At 34.5% G+C, this 18,837-nt stretch carries 19 protein-coding genes; 3 read left to right on the top strand and 16 right to left on the bottom strand.

Features of this window, described 5'->3' with window-relative positions; all coding sequences use genetic code 11:
• Positions 1–123 precede the first annotated feature (123 nt).
• The 8 genes from dnaK to gpr form a co-directional block, all read right to left on the bottom strand.
• Positions 124–1,956 (bottom strand): molecular chaperone DnaK, encoded by a 1,833-nt coding sequence (gene dnaK / locus I5776_RS07935; RefSeq protein ID WP_202780072.1) that lies wholly within the window; start codon positions 1,954–1,956, stop codon positions 124–126.
• A 69-nt stretch (positions 1,957–2,025) separates the two neighbouring features.
• A complete protein-coding gene (grpE, locus tag I5776_RS07930) occupies positions 2,026–2,592 on the bottom strand; it encodes a nucleotide exchange factor GrpE (RefSeq protein ID WP_202780070.1) in 567 nt (188 codons plus the stop codon).
• A gap of 130 nt (positions 2,593–2,722) precedes the next feature.
• Complete coding sequence (gene hrcA / locus I5776_RS07925) at positions 2,723–3,751, bottom strand: heat-inducible transcriptional repressor HrcA (protein ID WP_202780069.1); 1,029 nt, start codon at positions 3,749–3,751, stop codon at positions 2,723–2,725.
• 184 nt (positions 3,752–3,935) lie between these two features.
• Entirely contained in the window at positions 3,936–5,072 is a 1,137-nt protein-coding gene (gene hemW, locus I5776_RS07920; RefSeq protein ID WP_202780067.1) for a radical SAM family heme chaperone HemW, read from the bottom strand.
• A gap of 83 nt (positions 5,073–5,155) precedes the next feature.
• Entirely contained in the window at positions 5,156–6,988 is a 1,833-nt protein-coding gene (gene lepA, locus I5776_RS07915; protein ID WP_202780065.1) for a translation elongation factor 4, read from the bottom strand.
• 141 nt (positions 6,989–7,129) lie between these two features.
• On the bottom strand, positions 7,130–7,465 hold the full coding sequence (locus tag I5776_RS07910; RefSeq protein WP_202780063.1) for a YqxA family protein: 336 nt from the start codon (positions 7,463–7,465) through the stop codon (positions 7,130–7,132).
• 37 nt (positions 7,466–7,502) lie between these two features.
• The gene (spoIIP, locus tag I5776_RS07905; protein WP_202780061.1) at positions 7,503–8,702 is read right to left on the bottom strand and encodes a stage II sporulation protein P; all 1,200 of its coding nucleotides are present in this window, start codon (positions 8,700–8,702) and stop codon (positions 7,503–7,505) included.
• A 108-nt stretch (positions 8,703–8,810) separates the two neighbouring features.
• Entirely contained in the window at positions 8,811–9,932 is a 1,122-nt protein-coding gene (gpr, locus tag I5776_RS07900; RefSeq protein ID WP_202780060.1) for a GPR endopeptidase, read from the bottom strand.
• A gap of 262 nt (positions 9,933–10,194) precedes the next feature.
• Between gpr and rpsT the strand changes: the two genes are divergently transcribed.
• On the top strand, positions 10,195–10,458 hold the full coding sequence (rpsT, locus tag I5776_RS07895; RefSeq protein ID WP_202780059.1) for a 30S ribosomal protein S20: 264 nt from the start codon (positions 10,195–10,197) through the stop codon (positions 10,456–10,458).
• Positions 10,459–10,510: 52 nt separating this feature from the next.
• Here rpsT and holA read toward each other — a convergent pair whose 3' ends face one another.
• Positions 10,511–11,530 (bottom strand): DNA polymerase III subunit delta, encoded by a 1,020-nt coding sequence (gene holA / locus I5776_RS07890; protein WP_202780057.1) that lies wholly within the window; start codon positions 11,528–11,530, stop codon positions 10,511–10,513.
• 312 nt (positions 11,531–11,842) lie between these two features.
• Between holA and I5776_RS07885 the strand changes: the two genes are divergently transcribed.
• Entirely contained in the window at positions 11,843–11,977 is a 135-nt protein-coding gene (locus I5776_RS07885; protein ID WP_202780055.1) for a YqzM family protein, read from the top strand.
• A 95-nt stretch (positions 11,978–12,072) separates the two neighbouring features.
• Here the strand turns inward: I5776_RS07885 and I5776_RS07880 are convergent, their stop codons facing one another.
• The 3 genes from I5776_RS07880 to I5776_RS07870 form a co-directional block, all read right to left on the bottom strand.
• Positions 12,073–14,361 (bottom strand): DNA internalization-related competence protein ComEC/Rec2, encoded by a 2,289-nt coding sequence (locus I5776_RS07880; RefSeq protein WP_202780053.1) that lies wholly within the window; start codon positions 14,359–14,361, stop codon positions 12,073–12,075.
• Positions 14,362–14,390: 29 nt separating this feature from the next.
• Complete coding sequence (locus I5776_RS07875; RefSeq protein ID WP_202780051.1) at positions 14,391–14,849, bottom strand: ComE operon protein 2; 459 nt, start codon at positions 14,847–14,849, stop codon at positions 14,391–14,393.
• A gap of 105 nt (positions 14,850–14,954) precedes the next feature.
• Positions 14,955–15,596 (bottom strand): helix-hairpin-helix domain-containing protein, encoded by a 642-nt coding sequence (locus I5776_RS07870; protein ID WP_202780049.1) that lies wholly within the window; start codon positions 15,594–15,596, stop codon positions 14,955–14,957.
• Between the two features lie 98 nt (positions 15,597–15,694).
• On the opposite strand from I5776_RS07870, the gene comER reads away from it, so the two are divergent.
• Positions 15,695–16,516, top strand: a complete 822-nt coding sequence (gene comER, locus I5776_RS07865) for a late competence protein ComER (RefSeq protein ID WP_202780043.1) — start codon at positions 15,695–15,697, stop codon at positions 16,514–16,516.
• Positions 16,517–16,597: 81 nt separating this feature from the next.
• On the opposite strand, the gene I5776_RS07860 is transcribed toward comER, so the two are convergent.
• The 4 genes from I5776_RS07860 to I5776_RS07845 are packed head-to-tail and all read right to left on the bottom strand — an operon-like array spanning position 16,598 to position 18,830.
• Complete coding sequence (locus I5776_RS07860; protein ID WP_202780042.1) at positions 16,598–17,344, bottom strand: class I SAM-dependent DNA methyltransferase; 747 nt, start codon at positions 17,342–17,344, stop codon at positions 16,598–16,600.
• Positions 17,341–17,697 carry a ribosome silencing factor gene (gene rsfS / locus I5776_RS07855; RefSeq protein WP_202780041.1) on the bottom strand — a complete coding sequence of 119 codons (357 nt, stop codon included), beginning with the start codon at positions 17,695–17,697 and terminating at the stop codon, positions 17,341–17,343. The genes I5776_RS07860 and rsfS overlap by 4 nt, the downstream gene beginning before the upstream one ends.
• A complete protein-coding gene (gene yqeK / locus I5776_RS07850; RefSeq protein ID WP_202780038.1) occupies positions 17,684–18,268 on the bottom strand; it encodes a bis(5'-nucleosyl)-tetraphosphatase (symmetrical) YqeK in 585 nt (194 codons plus the stop codon). The genes rsfS and yqeK overlap by 14 nt, the downstream gene beginning before the upstream one ends.
• Positions 18,255–18,830 carry a nicotinate-nucleotide adenylyltransferase gene (locus tag I5776_RS07845; protein ID WP_202780032.1) on the bottom strand — a complete coding sequence of 192 codons (576 nt, stop codon included), beginning with the start codon at positions 18,828–18,830 and terminating at the stop codon, positions 18,255–18,257. The genes yqeK and I5776_RS07845 overlap by 14 nt, the downstream gene beginning before the upstream one ends.
• Positions 18,831–18,837: the final 7 nt, after the last annotated feature.

Genomic DNA, 18,837 nt, shown 5'->3' with positions numbered 1-18,837 from the left:
TTTTAACATTGACACCAGGAACAATCAATAAAAAGACAATGAAACAATTCTAAAAGACAAAAAGCCAAAGCCAAGAATGTACCTGACTTTGACTTTTTCAAATTAAATCTTTACTGTAAATTATTATTTATCGTCTTTTACTTCTTCGAATTCCGCATCTACGACATCATCGTCTTTTTTTCCGTCTTGTCCTTCAGCATTTGGCTGCCCTGCTTGTGCTTGCTTTGCAGCTTCTTCATAAAGTTTCATTGAAAGGTTTTGGACGATTTCTTGTAGTGCTTCTTTCTTTTCACGGATTTCAGCTAATTCGTTTTTCTCAATTGCTGCCTTTAATGCATCTTTCGCTTCTTCCGCTTTTTTCACTTCTGCTTCGTCAACTTTACCTTCAAGATCCTTTAACGTCTTTTCAGTAGTGAAAACTAGCTGATCCGCTTCGTTGCGTAATTCAACTTCTTCTTTACGTTGTTTATCCGCATCCGCATTTTCTTCGGCTTCTTTAACCATGCGATCAATTTCATCATCAGATAATCCTGAAGAAGATTTAATTGTAATATTTTGTTGTTTACCGGTTCCTAGATCTTTTGCACTTACATTTACGATACCGTTTTTATCAATATCAAAGCTTACTTCAATTTGTGGAATTCCACGTGGTGCCGGTGGAATATCAGATAATTGGAAACGACCTAGTGTTTTGTTATCTGCAGCCATTGGTCGTTCACCTTGAAGTACGTGTATATCTACAGCTGTTTGGTTATCCGCAGCAGTAGAGAATACTTGTGACTTAGAAGTTGGAATAGTTGTGTTACGATCAATAAGTTTTGTGAATACCCCACCCATTGTTTCAATACCTAAAGAAAGTGGTGTTACGTCTAATAAAACTACATCTTTTACGTCACCAGTTAGAACTCCACCTTGGATAGCAGCACCCATTGCAACAACTTCGTCTGGGTTTACCCCTTTATGTGGATCTTTACCTGTTTCTTTACGAATCGCTTCTTGTACAGCTGGAATACGAGTTGAACCGCCCACAAGAATTACTTTATCGATTTCACTTGGTGATAATCCAGCATCTTGCATTGCGCGTCTTGTAGGTCCCATTGTTCTTTCAACTAGATCTGCCGATATTTCATCAAATTTCGCACGAGTTAGGTTTACTTCTAAATGTAATGGACCAGCTTCTCCCGCTGTGATGAATGGCAATGAAATTTGTGTTGATGTAACACCAGAAAGATCCTTCTTCGCTTTTTCAGCAGCATCTTTAAGACGTTGCATTGCCATTTTATCTTTTGATAAATCAATGCCATTTTCTTTCTTGAATTCAGCTACTAAATAATCAATAATCACTTGGTCAAAATCGTCTCCGCCAAGTTTATTATCCCCTGCAGTAGCACGAACTTCAAACACGCCATCTCCTAACTCAAGGATTGACACATCAAATGTTCCACCACCAAGGTCGTATACTAGGATTGTTTGATCTTGATCCATTTTATCAAGACCGTATGCTAATGCAGCAGCAGTTGGTTCATTGATAATTCGTTCAACTTCTAATCCAGCAATTTTACCGGCATCTTTTGTTGCTTGACGTTCAGCATCATTAAAATACGCTGGTACTGTAATAACCGCTTTATCAACAGTTTCACCTAAATATTCTTCAGCATATGATTTAATATATTGAAGAATCATTGCCGATACTTCTTGTGGAGTATATTCTTTTCCTTCAATTGTTTCTTTATGGTTCGTCCCCATATGGCGTTTAATTGAAATAATTGTATTAGGATTTGTAATTGCTTGACGTTTCGCTACTTCCCCAACTTGTCGTTCACCGTTTTTAAATGATACTACTGAAGGAGTTGTTCGGTTACCTTCCGGATTTGGAATGACCTTTGGTTCCCCACCTTCAAGGACAGCGACACATGAGTTAGTTGTCCCTAAATCGATACCAATGATTTTGCTCATACTAATTAACCTCCCACTATCATATGTAAGTAAATTCTATTTTCACACGAAAAAAAAGTCAAAATATTATTATTGATTCACTTTCACCATTGAAGGACGAATGACGCGATCCTTCAAAATATATCCTTTTTGGAATTCTTCGATGATAATATTGGAACCGTAGTTTTCATCTTCACCCTGCATGATTGCTTGATGAAAATTCGGATCAAATTCTTTTCCTACCGCTTCGATAATTTCAATTCCTTCTTGTTTCAATGCATCGATAATATTACGATATACCATCTCAACACCTTGCATTAATTGCTTTGTTTGTTCATTTTCAGGTGTTATTTGCATTGCACGTTCAAAATTATCAATGGCTGGTAATAAATTGGTCGCAAGATTTTGCGCTCTATATTTTTCATTTGCTTCTTTATCAATTTGAACTCTTCTGCGGAAATTATCAAAATCAGCACGCAAACGTAAGTAACGATTTTCTGATTCATCAAGTTTAGCTTGAAGTTCATTTATCATTTCATTTTCAGGATTTTTCTCATTATGTTCTGTTTCAACCGAATCAACTTGCTCATTAGAAGTTGTTTCTTCTTCAGCAAAAATTGCTTCCTGTTGATTTGCCTGTTTATTCTCTTCTGCCATTGTTTTCACCTCCCTTAAAGTAACACCATGTACAATAACCCAAATAATCTATTAACGAAAAAAGACTAGAAATCAGCAGATTTTATTGCTAATTTCCAGTTGTTCTCCATTAACAATATATCCACTTCCATTAACTATGATACAGATTGGTCAATGCCTTTGACATATCCGTACTTAAAAAATCCAATAAACTAATGACTCTTGAATATTCCATTCTCGTCGGGCCTAAAATGGCAATGGTGCCCACAGGCTCATTTCCTATAGAATATGTTGCAGTTATTAAACTACAGTTTTCCATTTCAGATCTTTCATTTTCTTTTCCAATTTTCACATGGATCCCATGTGGTATTTGTTTAACTAAATCATAAAATCCGTGTTCACGTTCAATCATGTCCATCAAGGAATGTATTTTTTGGATGTCACGAAATTCTGGCTGATTTAAGATATTGGCTTTACCACCAAAAAATAATTTTTCTTGATCTTTTACACTAATTGTTTCTAAAAGTGTATAAAGCAAGGCATCATAATTTTGAATATGCTGTTTTAACAACACAGCAACTTCTTTATATATTTTGCCTTTCAAATCCGAAATAGGAACATTGGTTAGTCTTTCATTCAAAATATTTACCATTTTCTCAAAATCATTTAGATTAAATCCAAGCGGAATGGAAAATATCCGATTCTCAACATGTCCCGTATCAGTTATCATTATTGCTACGGCTGTTTCATTATTTAATGGCACAATTTGAAGGCGTTTAAGCTTTGTTTCCTTTACCCGCGGACCCAATAAAATAGCTGTATAATTCGTTAACTCAGAAAGAATTTTCGCCGATTTTTGAACAATTTTCTCCAGTTCATAAATTCTTTCTGCGAAAATGGAATGGATCCGTGATATTTCTATTGAATTTAGCTTTTGAGGAGCTAATATATGATCAACATAATATCTATACCCTTTTTCAGAAGGTATTCTACCTGAAGAAGTATGGGTTTTTTCAATATAGCCTAATTCTTCCAAGTCTGCCATCTCATTGCGTATGGTTGCAGAACTTAAGGAAATCTCATCTTTTTTTGAAAGTGTTCTTGAGCCGACAGGTTGTGCAGATCGAATAAAGTCATCGATTATTACTTGTAAAATAAGAAGCTGACGATCCGATAGCAAGTTTCATCACCTCTGTTAGCACTCATAATTCCGAGTGCTAATTGTTAGCACTCATCAGCATCGAGTGCTAATACTATTAATAAATTATCAAAACTACACTTCGGTGTCAATTATTTTTACCCTTATCACATGTTTCTATTATCCTAGAAATAGTTTTTATTTAAGAAAAGACAAAAGAAACATATCACAATACTAAAAATGACTGAAAAACTTCATTTCCAAAAAATCTACCTTCTTTTGTAAGACGTACATATCCTTCTTTAATTTCTAACCATCCTTTTTCAACCATTGCTTTTATTGGTTTTTCAAAGACCGTTAATAAGGGCTTATCATATCTATTATTGAACTGAGCAATGCTTATACCCTCGTTTTTTCTGAGACCTAAAAACATATGCTCTTCCATCTTTTCAGCAGATGATAAAACGTTTTCTTCAAATATAGGTAATTGTTTATCCTGAATCTTTTCTATATATTTTTTTATTGGACCAATATTTGATTTTCGGGTACCGCTTAAATAGCTATGGGCACCTGCTCCAAAGCCAAAATATTCTTCATTATCCCAGTAAACGAGATTATGCTTACTTTCATACCCCGGCTTTGAAAAATTACTAATTTCGTATTGTGCGTATCCGTGTTTTTCCATTTCATTCATTAATAAGCTATACATATTCGCTTCTGATTCTTCAGAAGGAAGATGTAATTTCCCTTTTTTCATCAAGTTATAAAAAATTGTCTTCGGCTCGACGATTAATGAATAACTTGAATAATGTGGAAGCTCTAATTCAAATGCTTTGTTTAATGTTTCTTTAAAGTCTTCTTCTGTTTGGCCAGGCAAACTATAAATTAAATCGATACTGATATTCGTAAATCCCGCGCTTTGAGCTTTATGAATGGTTTGATAAACATCCTTAGAAGTATGGGTCCTCCCTATTTTCTTTAATAAATCATCATTAAAAGATTGGACCCCAAAACTTAATCGATTAACACCATATTCTTTTAAAATATTCAGCTTATCCATAGAAAGGTCCCCTGGATTTGCTTCAAAGGTAAATTCACCATCAACAAATGGAAGATTCGCACGAATGCCTTCACATAATTTTTTTAATTGATTTTCATTTAATACAGTAGGGGTTCCACCACCTACAAAAATTGTCTTAAGTTGATTGGTTGGATATTGGTCAATTGTGTATTTCATTTCTTCTACCAGCATATCCACGTAATCATCGACTGGCTGTCCTTTTAAGAATACTTTGTTAAAGTCACAGTAATAACAAATATGTTCGCAAAAAGGAATATGAATATAGGCAGATGCTACCTGCATTGAAATCATCTCCTGGTTTATTAAGAATGAAAGAAAAAGAGGGAGCTTGCATGACCTTAATCAGGCTTACTCCCTCGTATTTTCTATTTCGTGTTTGTATCATCCATTTTAAGAACGGCCATGAATGCTTCCTGCGGAACCTCTACAGATCCAACCTGCTTCATGCGTTTTTTACCTTCTTTTTGTTTTTCAAGAAGTTTTCTTTTACGTGAAATATCTCCGCCATAACATTTAGCAAGGACATTTTTCCGCATCGCTTTGATCGTTGAACGGGCAACTATTTTTTGTCCGATAGCAGCTTGAACCGGAACTTCAAATTGCTGTCTTGGAATGATTTCCTTTAACTTTTCTACTATTACCTTACCGCGCTCATAGGCAAAATCACGGTGAACGATAAAGCTTAAGGCATCTACCTTCTCAGCATTTAATAATATATCCATTTTCACCAATTTTGAAGGTTTATATCCGATAAGCTCATAATCAAATGATGCATATCCCTTCGTACTAGATTTCAATTGATCAAAAAAGTCATATACAATTTCTGATAATGGTATTTCGTAGATGACATTGACGCGAATATCATCTAAGTATTTCATATCGATAAATGTTCCGCGTTTTGCTTGTGATAACTCCATTACTGCCCCGACATAGTCATTAGGTACCATAATTGAAGCTCGCACATATGGTTCTTCTACTTTTTCAATTTTTTGTGGATCAGGCATATTGGACGGATTGTCCACATTAATTTCCTCACCATCGGTTAATGCAACCTTATAAATAACACTCGGTGCTGTTGTGATTAAATCGATTTTAAATTCACGTTCAATTCGTTCTTGGATAATTTCCATATGGAGAAGTCCAAGGAAACCACAGCGGAAACCAAACCCTAATGCTTGTGATGTTTCCGGTTCAAATTGCAGGGCAGAATCATTCAATTCTAGTTTTTCTAACGCATCCCTTAAATCATTAAATTTAGCGGAATCAATTGGATAAAGTCCGCAATATACCATCGGATTAAGTTTTCGATAACCAGGTAATGCTTCAGTTGCCGGATTCTTCGCACTTGTAATTGTATCCCCTACTCGCGTATCGCCAACATTTTTAATCGAAGCAGTTAAATATCCTACATCACCTACAGTTAGTTCCTTACATTGAACTTGTTTCGGATCATGTACCCCAACTTCTGTTACTTCAAATTCCTTGCCTGTAGCCATCATTTTTATTTTGTCGCCGACTTTAACCGTGCCTTCAACAACACGAATATAGGCTACTACTCCTCGATATGCATCATATAAGGAATCAAATATCAATGCTTTTAATGGAGCTTCTGGATTACCCGTTGGGGCTGGGACTTTTTCAACAATCTGCTCTAATATTTCTTCAATCCCAATCCCCGCCTTAGCAGATGCTAATACTGCATCAGATGCATCGAGGCCAATTACATCTTCAACCTCCTGACGTACCCGTTCAGGGTCTGCAGCAGGCAAGTCAATTTTATTAATTACTGGTAATATTTCTAGATTATTGTCTAATGCAAGATAAACATTTGCTAATGTTTGTGCTTCAATTCCTTGAGCAGCGTCAACAACCAAGATTGCCCCTTCACAAGCGGCAAGACTTCGAGAAACTTCGTACGTAAAATCGACATGTCCAGGTGTATCGATTAAATGTAATATATATTCATTTCCATCTTTTGCTTTATATTTTAATTGAACTGCATTTAATTTTATTGTAATCCCGCGTTCCCGTTCTAAATCCATAGAATCTAGCAACTGTGCTTTCATTTCACGAGAAGTCAGAGCATTCGTTTTTTCTAATATACGATCGGCCAAGGTTGATTTACCATGGTCAATATGGGCAATAATAGAAAAGTTTCGAATCCGTTCCTGCCTTTTTAATCTATCTTCATTATTCATTGTTTTATTCACTCCTGTTAAACGCCACATGTAAACTATTTTTGATTATATCAGTAGGAATTATAAGATTCAATTGAAATTATATGTTGGAGAATCAAGAAAATAAAAAAGTGTATTCCTTTTCGAATACACTTTAATAAACTATATGAAAGAGGAAATCAGTTGAATTACCTTTTCGGTAATACTAGAAATAATATTTGCCATCGATTTTCCTAGGGATGAGAAAAAATTAAAAGCTTGTATCTCTTTTATTTTTTCATTTTTCTTATCTAGATCATGTGAAGAAATATTTTTCCCTAATACAGATGCTTCTACCTCCCCGTCCCCTTTTTCTTCAATTGTCAGGGGTGATTTGAAGCTGTCATCATGGTACCCTTTCATTTCAACCATACCAACATTCGCTTTTTGCATTCCCATTAACACACCAATAAATAAAGCTCCGCATATTAGCACACATTTCAGCATAAAACGTTTCACTTGCAAATCACCCCTTTGATAGATATTCATTTCTTCGTTATTGTGCTGCTGGAGGATCAGACTGGTTCCCATTAACCTTTTCGGCTTGCCAATAATATTCACTAAATACATCTGCAAGTGCAGCAGTTGTGCGGTACATCTCATCAAAAGTGTTGTCCACACCACCAACCTCTATTAGGAAAGCATTGCCTGATAAGTCCTGATTAAACCTTCCATTCGTTAATGCGCCTTCTTTTTTGATAACCCCTCGGGATAAGCCCTTATAATTTTTCTTTAATCGAGTATCTAATTGTTTCGCTAATCGTGCATTTTTTTCATAGTTTGGGTTATTTCCACCAATTACGAATGCGATTTTTGCATATGATTTACCGTTAATAGTGATCGTTGTATCCTTTTTCCGGCGAGAATCCCGATGAATATCGATAAAATAATGAAGATTTCTGTTATTAGTCATCGCTGTTTGTACTAATTCACGAGATTCTTGATAGGATTGAGGATATTTCCATCCTTTTGCCAATAATTCAGTTTGAACATCCGTACTATCCACCGTCGTTCCGATTCCTCGATCTTCTAATTGTTCTTTTAACTTTTTCCCCAATTTTGTAACGTTAACTACGGAGTGTTGTGCTGCATCTGGATCGTCTACTCCATCTAAATATGGTAAGAAGGATTCACGCGTATGTGTAAAATAAATAAACACTGAAGGCTTCTCACTTTTAGATAAAACTTTATTGTCTTGTTTATGATCTTTTTCATCTAAATTTAAAGTATTTTTTAATTTTGGATCTTTTTTTGATTTAAAAACTTTGTCCGATGGCACCGATTCAATTGGAAGATTAGTAAAATTTGTCCCCTCGCCTGCAACTAATATTTCGCTATCAAAAAAGGTGAATCCAGGAAGCTCCCTGCCCAAAAAACTTCTTGGATCCTTAAAGCTAATATTTGTTGCTGAATTTAACAAAATAGTAAAAATGCTTGGGGGCTTCTCTCTTGACAAAATTGTCGCATTGATCATTTGAGTATCTGCAGCCAAGAATTGAAATAATAGTTTACTCGATATGTTCTTTGTTGCTTTGTGAATGATGGCCGAATTTACCTGAAATCCCGGTTTTAACGAGGAGATAATGCCAGATAAAGAAAACATGATAAGGAATGTTAATAAACAAATAAATCCCGCTTTAATAACAGTAGAAATATTAACGGTAAACACATAGCTACGATTTTTATAGGATTTCATTGTTCCACCCTTTCTAGTAATTTTATAAGTAATGTATGTTTTTACTAGGAAAAGTAGAACAAATTTGAAGTATATTTATACTAATAAATAATGAATCTTACGAGACTCCTATCTCGTTTTATAGCCAACATTTTCTTGATTCACCGCATGGTGGAGACTTGAATTTAAGCCTGTAGCTAATAGATTTGCCATATCCTCTATAAAAACATCTACTTCCTTTGGGGTTACCATTAAGTTATGACCGAGGGGGGCTAACACCTCTTGAATTAATGTTCGTTTTTCATCCTCACCAAGTGTGCCAATGATCCCCATAAACATTTTTCGATGCTGTTCCCCAGGTAGATCATCATCCGTTAATACACGTTTTTCTCCAAATGTCATCCCCGATGGCGCTAATGAACTAGACGGCCGATTCCCTTCTTTCATTTCTCTGCCAAAATGTTTTAACAAATAGTCAATCGTATCACTTGTAATAGAGACTGCATCTACCACTGTCGGAACACCGATAGCAATGACGGGTACTCCCAATGTTTCTTTACTTAGTTCTTTCCTTTTATTTCCTACACCTGATCCAGGATGAATTCCAGTATCAGAGATTTGAATTGTTGCATTTACTCTTTCGATTGAACGAGATGCAAGTGCATCAATGGCAATAATAAAGTCAGGTTTTGATTTTTCAACTACCCCAAAAATAATATCGCTCGTTTCTATCCCTGTTAACCCCATTACTCCGGGTGCGATTGCGCTAACCGAACGATAGCCCTCTTCGACATTCTCAGGCTGTAACGCGAATAAATGACGAGTTACGATAACATTTTCACAAACAAGTGGACCTAATGCGTCGGGAGTAACGTTCCAATTTCCTAAACCTACAATTAAACAACTTGCATCACTGGGAATATTCGAAGATTGTAAAAAACGGCTAAATTCGTTAGCAAATACCTCTTCCACTTGTTGCTGCAGATCGGCGTCTTGTTGACGGATTCCTTGCACTTCTATTGTTAAATAATTCCCTGCTTTTTTGCCAATTGTTTGTTCTCCTTGTTTTGTAATCTCAACATTAGAGATTTTAATTCCTCCTTCATTCCTTTCCTTAATAATTACACCTTCAATTTCCGTCCCTTCTTCATTTCTTTTTGCTTTCTCTTCAACTGCCAAATCATTCGCTTCAACAGCTAAATCGGTTCGTACGGAATATAAACTTAAATCAAGTTGATGATCTTTTGCCATTTGAAATAACCTCCCTATGTAAACATAAACAATTGGTGGAATATTTTTTACATACTGTCTATCTTCTCCTATTCGAAAAAAATTCATTCATTTATTGTGTGATTGCCACTATTAAATCTCATGGCGATTTCATTTTAGAAATTCTTTTTTCAGCTGTAAGTATTGCATTATCAAGGTTCGTTTGATAAAATATCACTTGTTCTTATTGTTAAGGATTGTGAAAGTCGAGTAATGGTTTTGTTACTCGTAGGAGGTGAAAGAAATGCCAAATATCAAATCTGCAATCAAACGTGTAAAAACTAGCACTGAAAGCAATGCACACAACTCTGCTATGAAATCAACTATGCGTACTGCTGTGAAGAAATTCGAAGCTGCTGTTGTAAATAAAGATGAAAACGCAAAAGACCTATTAGTTACCGCTGTTAGTCAACTTGATAAAGCAGCATCAAAAGGTCTTATCCATAAAAACACTGCGGACAGACAAAAAGCACGTTTAATGAAAAAATTAAACACTGTAAATGCATAATAAATTAGTCTGTAACTAACAAAAAAAACGATCCTAAACGAGGATCGTTTTTTTATGCACTTTTACTCAGTTTAAAAAGAAGCATTTCAATAATCATGATCTTATTCATGCCGCTTGTCTTCATTTGATAATCACTGTCCGCGCATAATAACATTATTCTTTTTAACTCTTCCTCCGAAAATAGTTTGGCTTGTCCCGCGGCAAGTTTTATTCTAAATGGATGGACTTTTAGATAGGTGGCCATTTGTTGTTGTCCATATCCCCTTCTTTGGAGTTCCTTCGTTTGATAAAGAAGGCGAAATTGATTGGCTAATATCGATAATATTTTAATCGGTTCTTCATTTTGTTTTAAAAGATCATAATAAATTCTTAGCGCTTCACTAATTTTTCGATGGACTACCTTGTCTACTAAAGAAAAAATATTTTGTTCCAATGAGCGAGAGGTAAGATTTTCTACGGTTTCGCCCTTAATTGAATTAGAAACACCTACAAATAATGAGAGTTTATCTATTTCAGCTGAAAGCATCATTAAATTTGTTCCCGCCAAAGTTATTAATAAGTCAACAGCATCGTCATCTATATGAACTTCATTTTCCGCCACTTTTTGTAGCACCCATTTTTTCAGATCAATTTCATTTAATTTCTTAGCTTCTAGTATGGATGCATGTTTTTTTAATTGTTTCGTTATTTTTTTTCGTTCATCAAGTTTTTCATAAGGAGCAATAATAACTAAAATCGTGTAGGGAGGCGGGTTTTGTATATACTCCTCTAGTTTTGATAAATTGTGTTCCACGCGTTGTTTTCCTTTTTCTGAGGTGAGAAAAAAAGCGTTATGTAAGAAAATTAATCTTTTTTCACCCATAAATGGAAACGTTTCAGCATCCTCTAACGCTACTTCAATGGAGGTCTCTTCAAGGTCATAATTAGCTAAATTAAAGTCCATTTCCTCATCTGTTAACACATTCTTCACTAATTTTTGCTTTGTCTCATTGATTAAATAGCTTTCTATTCCATATAATAGATATATCGGTGAAAATTGCATTTTCTCAATCTGTTTCCATATGTCAATCATCTTTTGAATCCTTCTTTCTAAAAGGAATTATATATACTATCGTAAAAAAGGAAATGGATTTTGACAAGTATTATGGGAGAACAAATTAAAGGGGACTCGCTCCATCCTGAAGTCAAATCCCCAAATCTATAGTTAACGCTGATAAAAAAGGCCTAGGAAACTTCTTTATCAACGGTAGCCTTTATTTATACTATTTTCGCCGAAATACTTAAAAAGTATATGTGTTAACTCTTGTCAATGTAGGCATTTGATTGATATATAGATTTTTTTAATCAAATAGTCTATACTAAAGTGGAAATAGGAGGGGTAGTTGTGAACCAATTCGAAAAAAATGTACAGTCAAAGCGTAACGATGCAATCGATTCAGGAGTTGGCTTTGGTGTTTCATTTGCACTTTTTGCTGTTATGTTCATCATCGCAACTGTCATCAAATTTGTCGGCGAATAAGATGAATTTGTGAGGGAGTTTGCTTTTGCAAACTCCCTCATTCATTTAACGAACCTTGATTGTTGTATCCTTTAAGTATGTTTAAGTACTTTATTCTATGGAAGAGTGGTATGAAAGGTTCCATTATTTTGATAAAATTTATATTGAATTGCCCCTTGTTGATCTGTACGAAAAATTTGGATACGATGAATTGCCAACAGGTCCAGAACTTCCGGTCGTGGGTGGCCATATCGATTATTTTTACCAGCAGAGATGATTGCATATTTAGGTTTTAATACATTAATAAATTTTTCGGACGATGAGCTTATACTTCCATGATGTCCTACTTTTAACACATCAATTTCAAATTGGTATTTGTTTAAAAGTTCCGTTTCACCTTGTTCCTCTAAGTCTCCCGTAAATAACCATCGTTTTCCTCCGAATTCCGCGTAAAGCACCAATGAATCATTATTCCCTTCATACGTATCATCAAATGGCGAGACAAATTGAAAAACTCCTGACGAATTCGTCCATTTGGTTCCAGCTTTTACGACCCGTAATGGGACGTCGAGACTTTTCGCAACATCTAATGTATTACTCATTAATGGCTTCTCCCAAGAGTTAGGAGATAAAAGGATTTGTTTTACAGAAAGATTTTTCATTACTTCACTCGCAGCGCCAATATGATCTGCATCACTATGAGTTAATACCATCTTGTCAATCGCAGTTATTCCTTTACTTTTTAATAAAGGAATAATAATATCATTTCCGATTTCAAATTTCTTTATTTTCTTCTTCCATTCATCTTGTTGAAAATCCAGTTGTCCACCTGTATCAATTAAGTAAGTTCCTCGATTAAACGGTAGTCGAATTAGAATACTATCTCCTTGACCAACATCTATAAATGTCACTTCCCCTTGCGGAGAATATATTTGGAAAACTTTAATAAACCCTATTAGTAGTACGAGAGGAACTAATGATTTTATGACGGAATTGCCTTTTTCTAGCATAAAGAATACCCATTGTGTTGCAACGATAAATAATATTAAAACGATTATACCCGGCTTTCCAATAACTAAAACCGTACCTTTTACATCAATCATTTGCCCTATCTTCTCCGATAGAAATATCATCCATCCGGATGCTCTTTCAAAAATAGTGAAAACGGCATTATGTGTAAATGTAAAAAAGTACGTGATGATTAATAATGGCAAGACGATAAATGTATAAAAGGGAACATAAAGAACATTGCTGATTATACTTATAATCGAAAACTCAAAAAAGTGGACGGACAAAATCGGAATAGCAGCCAGTTGAGAAACGAAAGAAACCATCATTGTTTTTGCTAAATAATGTTTATATATTGGAAGGATAGATTTAGAAGCTAAAATAATTGAGGAACAAACAGTATATGATAATTGAAAGCCAATATTAAAAAGGATAAAAGGATCTCTTATAAGAAATAATATAAAGCTTATGGAAAGTGCATCTAAAGAGGAGAACGGGAATTTCTTTTGGATTGAAACGATGACTAGCATTGACATACATGCTGCTCGGACTACTGGAGGATTCACACCGGTAAGTAATGCATAAATAGGAAGAAGAGCAAGTAAAACATAGCTTGAAAACTCTCGTGAAAACCCAATTCGAATAAGAAGGTAAAAAATCGCTGCCGAGATTATTCCTACGTGAAGGCCGGAAATAGCCAATAAATGGACAATCCCCAATCGCTGATATAAAGAATAGATTTCATCACTAAAACTGCTACTATCACCAAATATTAGTGCCTTCGCATAAGGGGCAATTTCATCGGAGAATGAACGATCTATATTTTTTAATCCTTGTTCTCGCAGTTGTTTTAACTTCGTAATAAAATGTTTATTCGAATCTTTACATTCCGTTATCATAGATCCATTTAATATCCAGTGGATATTGTTTCTAAATAAATATTCCTTATAATTAAATAGGTTTTCATTTCTGTTAACATCAGGTCGGATTAACTCGCCTGATATCGTACAATATTGTCCATTTTTTATTGTATTTAAGATTCTTTCCTTTTCTTCTTCTGTTTGAATTTTATATTTTAATACAATTTTTTCATTTTGTATCGTTTTGACTATTGATTTTAATTGATTACCATCTACTAAGGGTGATTCATTAAATGAAACGATAAACATTGTTTGGGTGGGATTTAAAACTGTTTTTCGATGGTCGTTAAACCAATAGCTAATAGAAATAAATAGTACATAAATAATAATTGAAGAATAAATTAAATATCGTTTTCTAAGGAAGAAAATACGAATCCAAACTAAATGAAAAAGGATAACGAGCCCCCAATGAATGTCTAATGAAATAGAACAACCACAAAGAGCTACAATCGCCAAGAACACCCAATAACCTCTCATAATACCTCCTATTTTTAGGATAGGTTGATTTATTTTGCCACAATATTAGCAAAGACAGATTTATCAAATGGAACCTGTTCGACATGTACACCCGCTTTTTCATATAATTCACTTGCATATGGGTGATTTTTGTAATCCTCTGCATAATAGACAGATTTAATCCCAGCTTGAATAATCGATTTACAACATTGCAAGCATGGATAATGTGTTACATAAATTTCGGCATTATTAGTAGGAACACCGAATTTTGCACATTGCAAGATTGCATTTGTTTCTGCATGAATCGTTCTTACACAATGGTTATCTATCACATAACACCCCTCATCAATACAATGCTCACCGCCAGCAATTGAACCATTATAGCCACCCGCAATAATTCGTTTATCACGAACAATTGTCGCACCTACGGTTAATCTAGTACATGTACTTCGATAGGATAATAGATGACTTTGCGCCATAAAATATTGATGCCATGAAATTCTTTCCATATTTCCCTTCCTTTCAAGTCAGTATTCGACAAATTTCCTCTATAACCTATAGTGTGCGGCATCTATCTTTCATAGTCAAACAATAAATAATGGGTAAGAAATGGCTTAATCGACAGTAATACTATCTTTTAACTTTTCAAATGTTTTATCCCCTATGCCAGTTACATTTTTAATGTCCTCTATTCCTTTAAATAAACCTTGCTTTTCTCGATACTCAATAATCGCGGCTGCTTTAGATGGACCAATCCCCGATATCGTTTGAAGTTGTTCACTCGTTGCATTATTTATGTTCACTTTTCCCGTATCATTACTTGAATCTGATGTAGGATTTATAGAAATATCCGATGTTTTATCACCGATTTTCGGAACATAAATTACCATCTCGTCCTTTATTTTTTGTGCTAAATTCACTTTCGATTGATCGGCTTTTTTCCTAAATCCGCCTGCTCTTGTTATTAAATCTTGAATCCGTTCATCAGTACTTGCTTCGTATATTCCCGGATTCATTACTTCTCCTTTAACGTCAACAACCATTCTAGTAATTTCATTGTTGGTTCCATTTTCTTCTTGAGACTTTTCACTATCTTTTTCTACAAGTGAATTTGAAAATTCATTGCTGTCGTTTATCTCATCATTTGACTGAACAAACAGATAAAATGCAACAACTAGAATTCCAATCACAATAAGGGGAAACTTATATTGTACAACAATTTTTTTCAAACTAATCACCTCTATTTTTAATTTCATGAATACAGACGACCTTGGAAACATAAAGTTTTATGAATAGATAACTAAATTGGATGGTTATAGGATATAGGTTATAGAACTCTCAAGGAGTGTTGAATATGAAAGTAGGTATCATTGGAACTGGAAATATGGGGAGTATACTTGTCGAATCATTTATAGATGGCAAGGCAATTTCACCTTCCAATTTCTATATAACTAATCGAACTCGGTCTAAAGCGGAGGCACTTAATGATAAGTATCCAACGATACATGTTTGCGAAAATCCAGCCGATGTTATTAAACATGCAGAATTAATCTTTATTTGTGTTAAACCGCATGACATTTATCCATTAATAAAACAAAATCAGCCATTATTTACTGCTAATAAATGTGTTGTTTCAATTACGAGTCCAATATCTGTCGAACAATTAGATTCCGTTTTAGATACAGCATGCGCAAGAGCAATACCTAGTATTACTAATCGAGCGTTATCGGGAGTATCCTTACTTACTTATAGTGAAAAATGCGATGATCTTTGGAAAAGAAACATTCAAGAATTATTTTCCTTCATTTCTACGCCTATAGAAATTGACCAAAAGATTACAAGGGTGTCATCAGACATCGTTAGTTGCGGACCAGCTTTTTTTAGTTACATTAGTCAACGGTTTATTGATGGTGCAGTTGCAAAAACGGATATTGATCAATCAACAGCAACAATCTTAACGGGTGAAATGTTAGTAGGGCTAGGTGAATTACTTAAAAAAGGGTACTATTCATTGCCAACCTTACAAGAAAAAGTTTGTGTAAAAGGCGGAATTACTGGAGAAGGTATTAAAGTTCTTGAAACGGAGCTTGGCGATGTATTCGAAAAACTCTTTGAAGCGACGCATGAGAAATTTAAAGAGGATTTAGAAATAGTAAATAAACAATTTACTAAATAATACTTTCGACAATCATTGAGAAATTCCTTCAAAAAAAGTCGGTTTTCAATAAATATTTTGAAAACCGACTTTTAATCATGTTTATTTTTTCTTACACACAAAAAAAATTCTTTCCGATTCCTCTTTTGGCTTTTCATTTGAAAAGTCTGCCGAGACTTCAAGAACATCAAAACCCGCTTCATTCAACCATAAAAGATAATCATTTTCAGTAAAGGTTCTTTGTTTATGAAGTTCATCAAATCGTGAATATTGACTAGTTTTTTCATCCAATACGAAAAAAGTTAATTCATGTTCAACAGAATATTGATGTTCCCCTTCAAAACAATTCCATATGTATGAAACTTCATCCTCGATTTCCGTAAACGTTTGATTAGAAAAAATATGTTCCATCTTATAAATAGAATGTACGTCAAATAAAAACAATCCATTCTCCTGTAAATGGTCATGAATTCTTTTAAATGTTTCTTGTACTTCTTGAGGAGAAGATAAGTAGTTTAAGGAATCACAAAAAACAGTAATGACATCATATAATCCCAGGCCCTCTAACTGACTCATATTTTGCTGAAATAAGCTTAGTTGAACGTTTTCCTTATTTGCTTTTTCACTGGAAACCATTAACATATCTTCAGACAAATCAACACCGGTAACTTGATATCCTAATTTGGCCAATCTTATTGACAATTCACCTGTACCACATGCCAAATCCATTACTTTTTCCCCTGAAGATTTATATGCGTCTGCCTTCCTTTGAAAGAATTCTAACCATCTATCATATGGGACATCTTGCATGAGAAAATCGTACACATAAGCAAAGTCCCCATAACTCATGGTGTTAGCTCACTTTGAATATCTACTGTTGGTGCATCACCCCAAAGGCGTTCTAAATTATAGTATGCACGTTCATCACGATGGAAGACATGGGCTACTATATCTCCAAGATCGATTAATACCCATTTCCCTTCATCATAGCCTTCCATTCTTCTTACATGATAACCTGTTTCTTCAGCTTTGTCTTTTAGCTCATTTGCAATTGCTTGTACTTGCTTATCTGAATTCCCATGACAAATTAAAAAATAATCGGCAATTAGTGAGATTCCATTCATATTTAGAACAACAATGTCCTCTGCTCGTTTATCATCTGCTGCTTTTACTGCTGTCAATAGTAGTTCATTTTTTTCCATGCATGTATCTCTCCTTTTTCATTACGATATCATTATATAATTCAAACGTATCTGGATATACAGCTTGTTGTTTATCCATCAAAAATTGGATTGTATTACGTACTGAGAACAATAATGCCTCATCCAAATCTTTTTCAGCTATTTTTCTTGCTTCCTCTACTCCTGGAAAACTTCGACCAGGTTCAATGTAATCGGCAATATAAATGACCTTTTCAAGATCAGTCATATTTTTTCTGCCCGATGTATGGTAACGAATGGCATCCAATATTTCTATATCTTGAATTCCAGCTTCTTGTTGAACTAAATAAGCCCCAACAGGTGCATGCCATAATTCAGGATTATAATGTAGTAAAAGTTCATCAAATTTTTCCTGAACAATAATTTGTTTCATTTCATTGAGTGGCCGAAATTTTGCATAATCATGAAAAATTGCCGCTAATTCAGCCTTTTTTTCGTCCACTCGATATTTTTCAGCTAAGTGAACCGCTGTTTCTGTCACTCCCAACGTATGGATATAGCGTTTTTCAGTCAGTTGTTTCGCTACTAATTCTAAAGCTTTATTCCTTTCCATATAATTCGTGCTCCTTTATATATTCCACGACTTCATCTTTGACTAAATATTTGATAGATTGTTTCATTTGAATTTTATTACGAATAATCGTCGAGGATATATTAATATCTGGAATTCTAACGTTTATTACTGGATATTGGGTTTTTTCTGAGTGTCCAGGTCTATTTACTCCAACAAATTGGACTATCTCGTTTAGCTTTTCAATATTGTACCATTTTGGTAAATATTCAATCATATCCGCACCAATAATAAAGAAAAATTCTACATCGCTTTCACGTGTCTTTAACAGCTTCATCGTATCGTATGTATATGAACGTCCTGCCCTTTCATATTCAATAAGTTCAATTGAAAAATGGGGGTGATCATTTATTGACATTGATAGCATCATTTCTCGATCTTTATTGGTCACATTACTTTTCCGATCTTTATGAGGTGGTTCTTGATTTGGCATAAATCGTACTTCATCTAACTTTAAAGCCTGCCATACTTCATTAGCAACAATTAAATGCCCGAGATGCGGTGGATCAAAAGTGCCTCCTAAAATTCCGACTCGTTTCTTCATAATATTT

The organism is Heyndrickxia vini, assembly GCF_016772275.1.
In the GTDB taxonomy this organism is placed as follows: Bacteria; Bacillota; Bacilli; order Bacillales; family Bacillaceae_C; genus Heyndrickxia; species Heyndrickxia vini.
The sequence above is the reverse complement of the archived record's forward strand: the minus strand, read 5'-3'. Positions and strand labels throughout refer to the sequence as shown.

Coding starts and splice junctions, on each gene's coding strand:
- I5776_RS07870 (WP_202780049.1), bottom strand. CDS start 15,596: ATGAAATTAAAAATAGAGGTGATTAGTTTGAAAAAAATTGTTGTACAA.
- I5776_RS07875 (WP_202780051.1), bottom strand. CDS start 14,849: ATGGAAAGAATTTCATGGCATCAATATTTTATGGCGCAAAGTCATCTA.
- rpsT (WP_202780059.1), top strand. CDS start 10,195: ATGCCAAATATCAAATCTGCAATCAAACGTGTAAAAACTAGCACTGAA.
- I5776_RS07880 (WP_202780053.1), bottom strand. CDS start 14,361: ATGAGAGGTTATTGGGTGTTCTTGGCGATTGTAGCTCTTTGTGGTTGT.
- rsfS (WP_202780041.1), bottom strand. CDS start 17,697: ATGGAAAAAAATGAACTACTATTGACAGCAGTAAAAGCAGCAGATGAT.
- lepA (WP_202780065.1), bottom strand. CDS start 6,988: ATGAATAATGAAGATAGATTAAAAAGGCAGGAACGGATTCGAAACTTT.
- I5776_RS07845 (WP_202780032.1), bottom strand. CDS start 18,830: ATGAAGAAACGAGTCGGAATTTTAGGAGGCACTTTTGATCCACCGCAT.
- holA (WP_202780057.1), bottom strand. CDS start 11,530: ATGATTGACATATGGAAACAGATTGAGAAAATGCAATTTTCACCGATA.
- hemW (WP_202780067.1), bottom strand. CDS start 5,072: ATGCAGGTAGCATCTGCCTATATTCATATTCCTTTTTGCGAACATATT.
- comER (WP_202780043.1), top strand. CDS start 15,695: ATGAAAGTAGGTATCATTGGAACTGGAAATATGGGGAGTATACTTGTC.
- spoIIP (WP_202780061.1), bottom strand. CDS start 8,702: ATGAAATCCTATAAAAATCGTAGCTATGTGTTTACCGTTAATATTTCT.
- dnaK (WP_202780072.1), bottom strand. CDS start 1,956: ATGAGCAAAATCATTGGTATCGATTTAGGGACAACTAACTCATGTGTC.
- gpr (WP_202780060.1), bottom strand. CDS start 9,932: ATGGCAAAAGATCATCAACTTGATTTAAGTTTATATTCCGTACGAACC.
- grpE (WP_202780070.1), bottom strand. CDS start 2,592: ATGGCAGAAGAGAATAAACAGGCAAATCAACAGGAAGCAATTTTTGCT.
- yqeK (WP_202780038.1), bottom strand. CDS start 18,268: ATGGAAAGGAATAAAGCTTTAGAATTAGTAGCGAAACAACTGACTGAA.
- I5776_RS07860 (WP_202780042.1), bottom strand. CDS start 17,344: ATGAGTTATGGGGACTTTGCTTATGTGTACGATTTTCTCATGCAAGAT.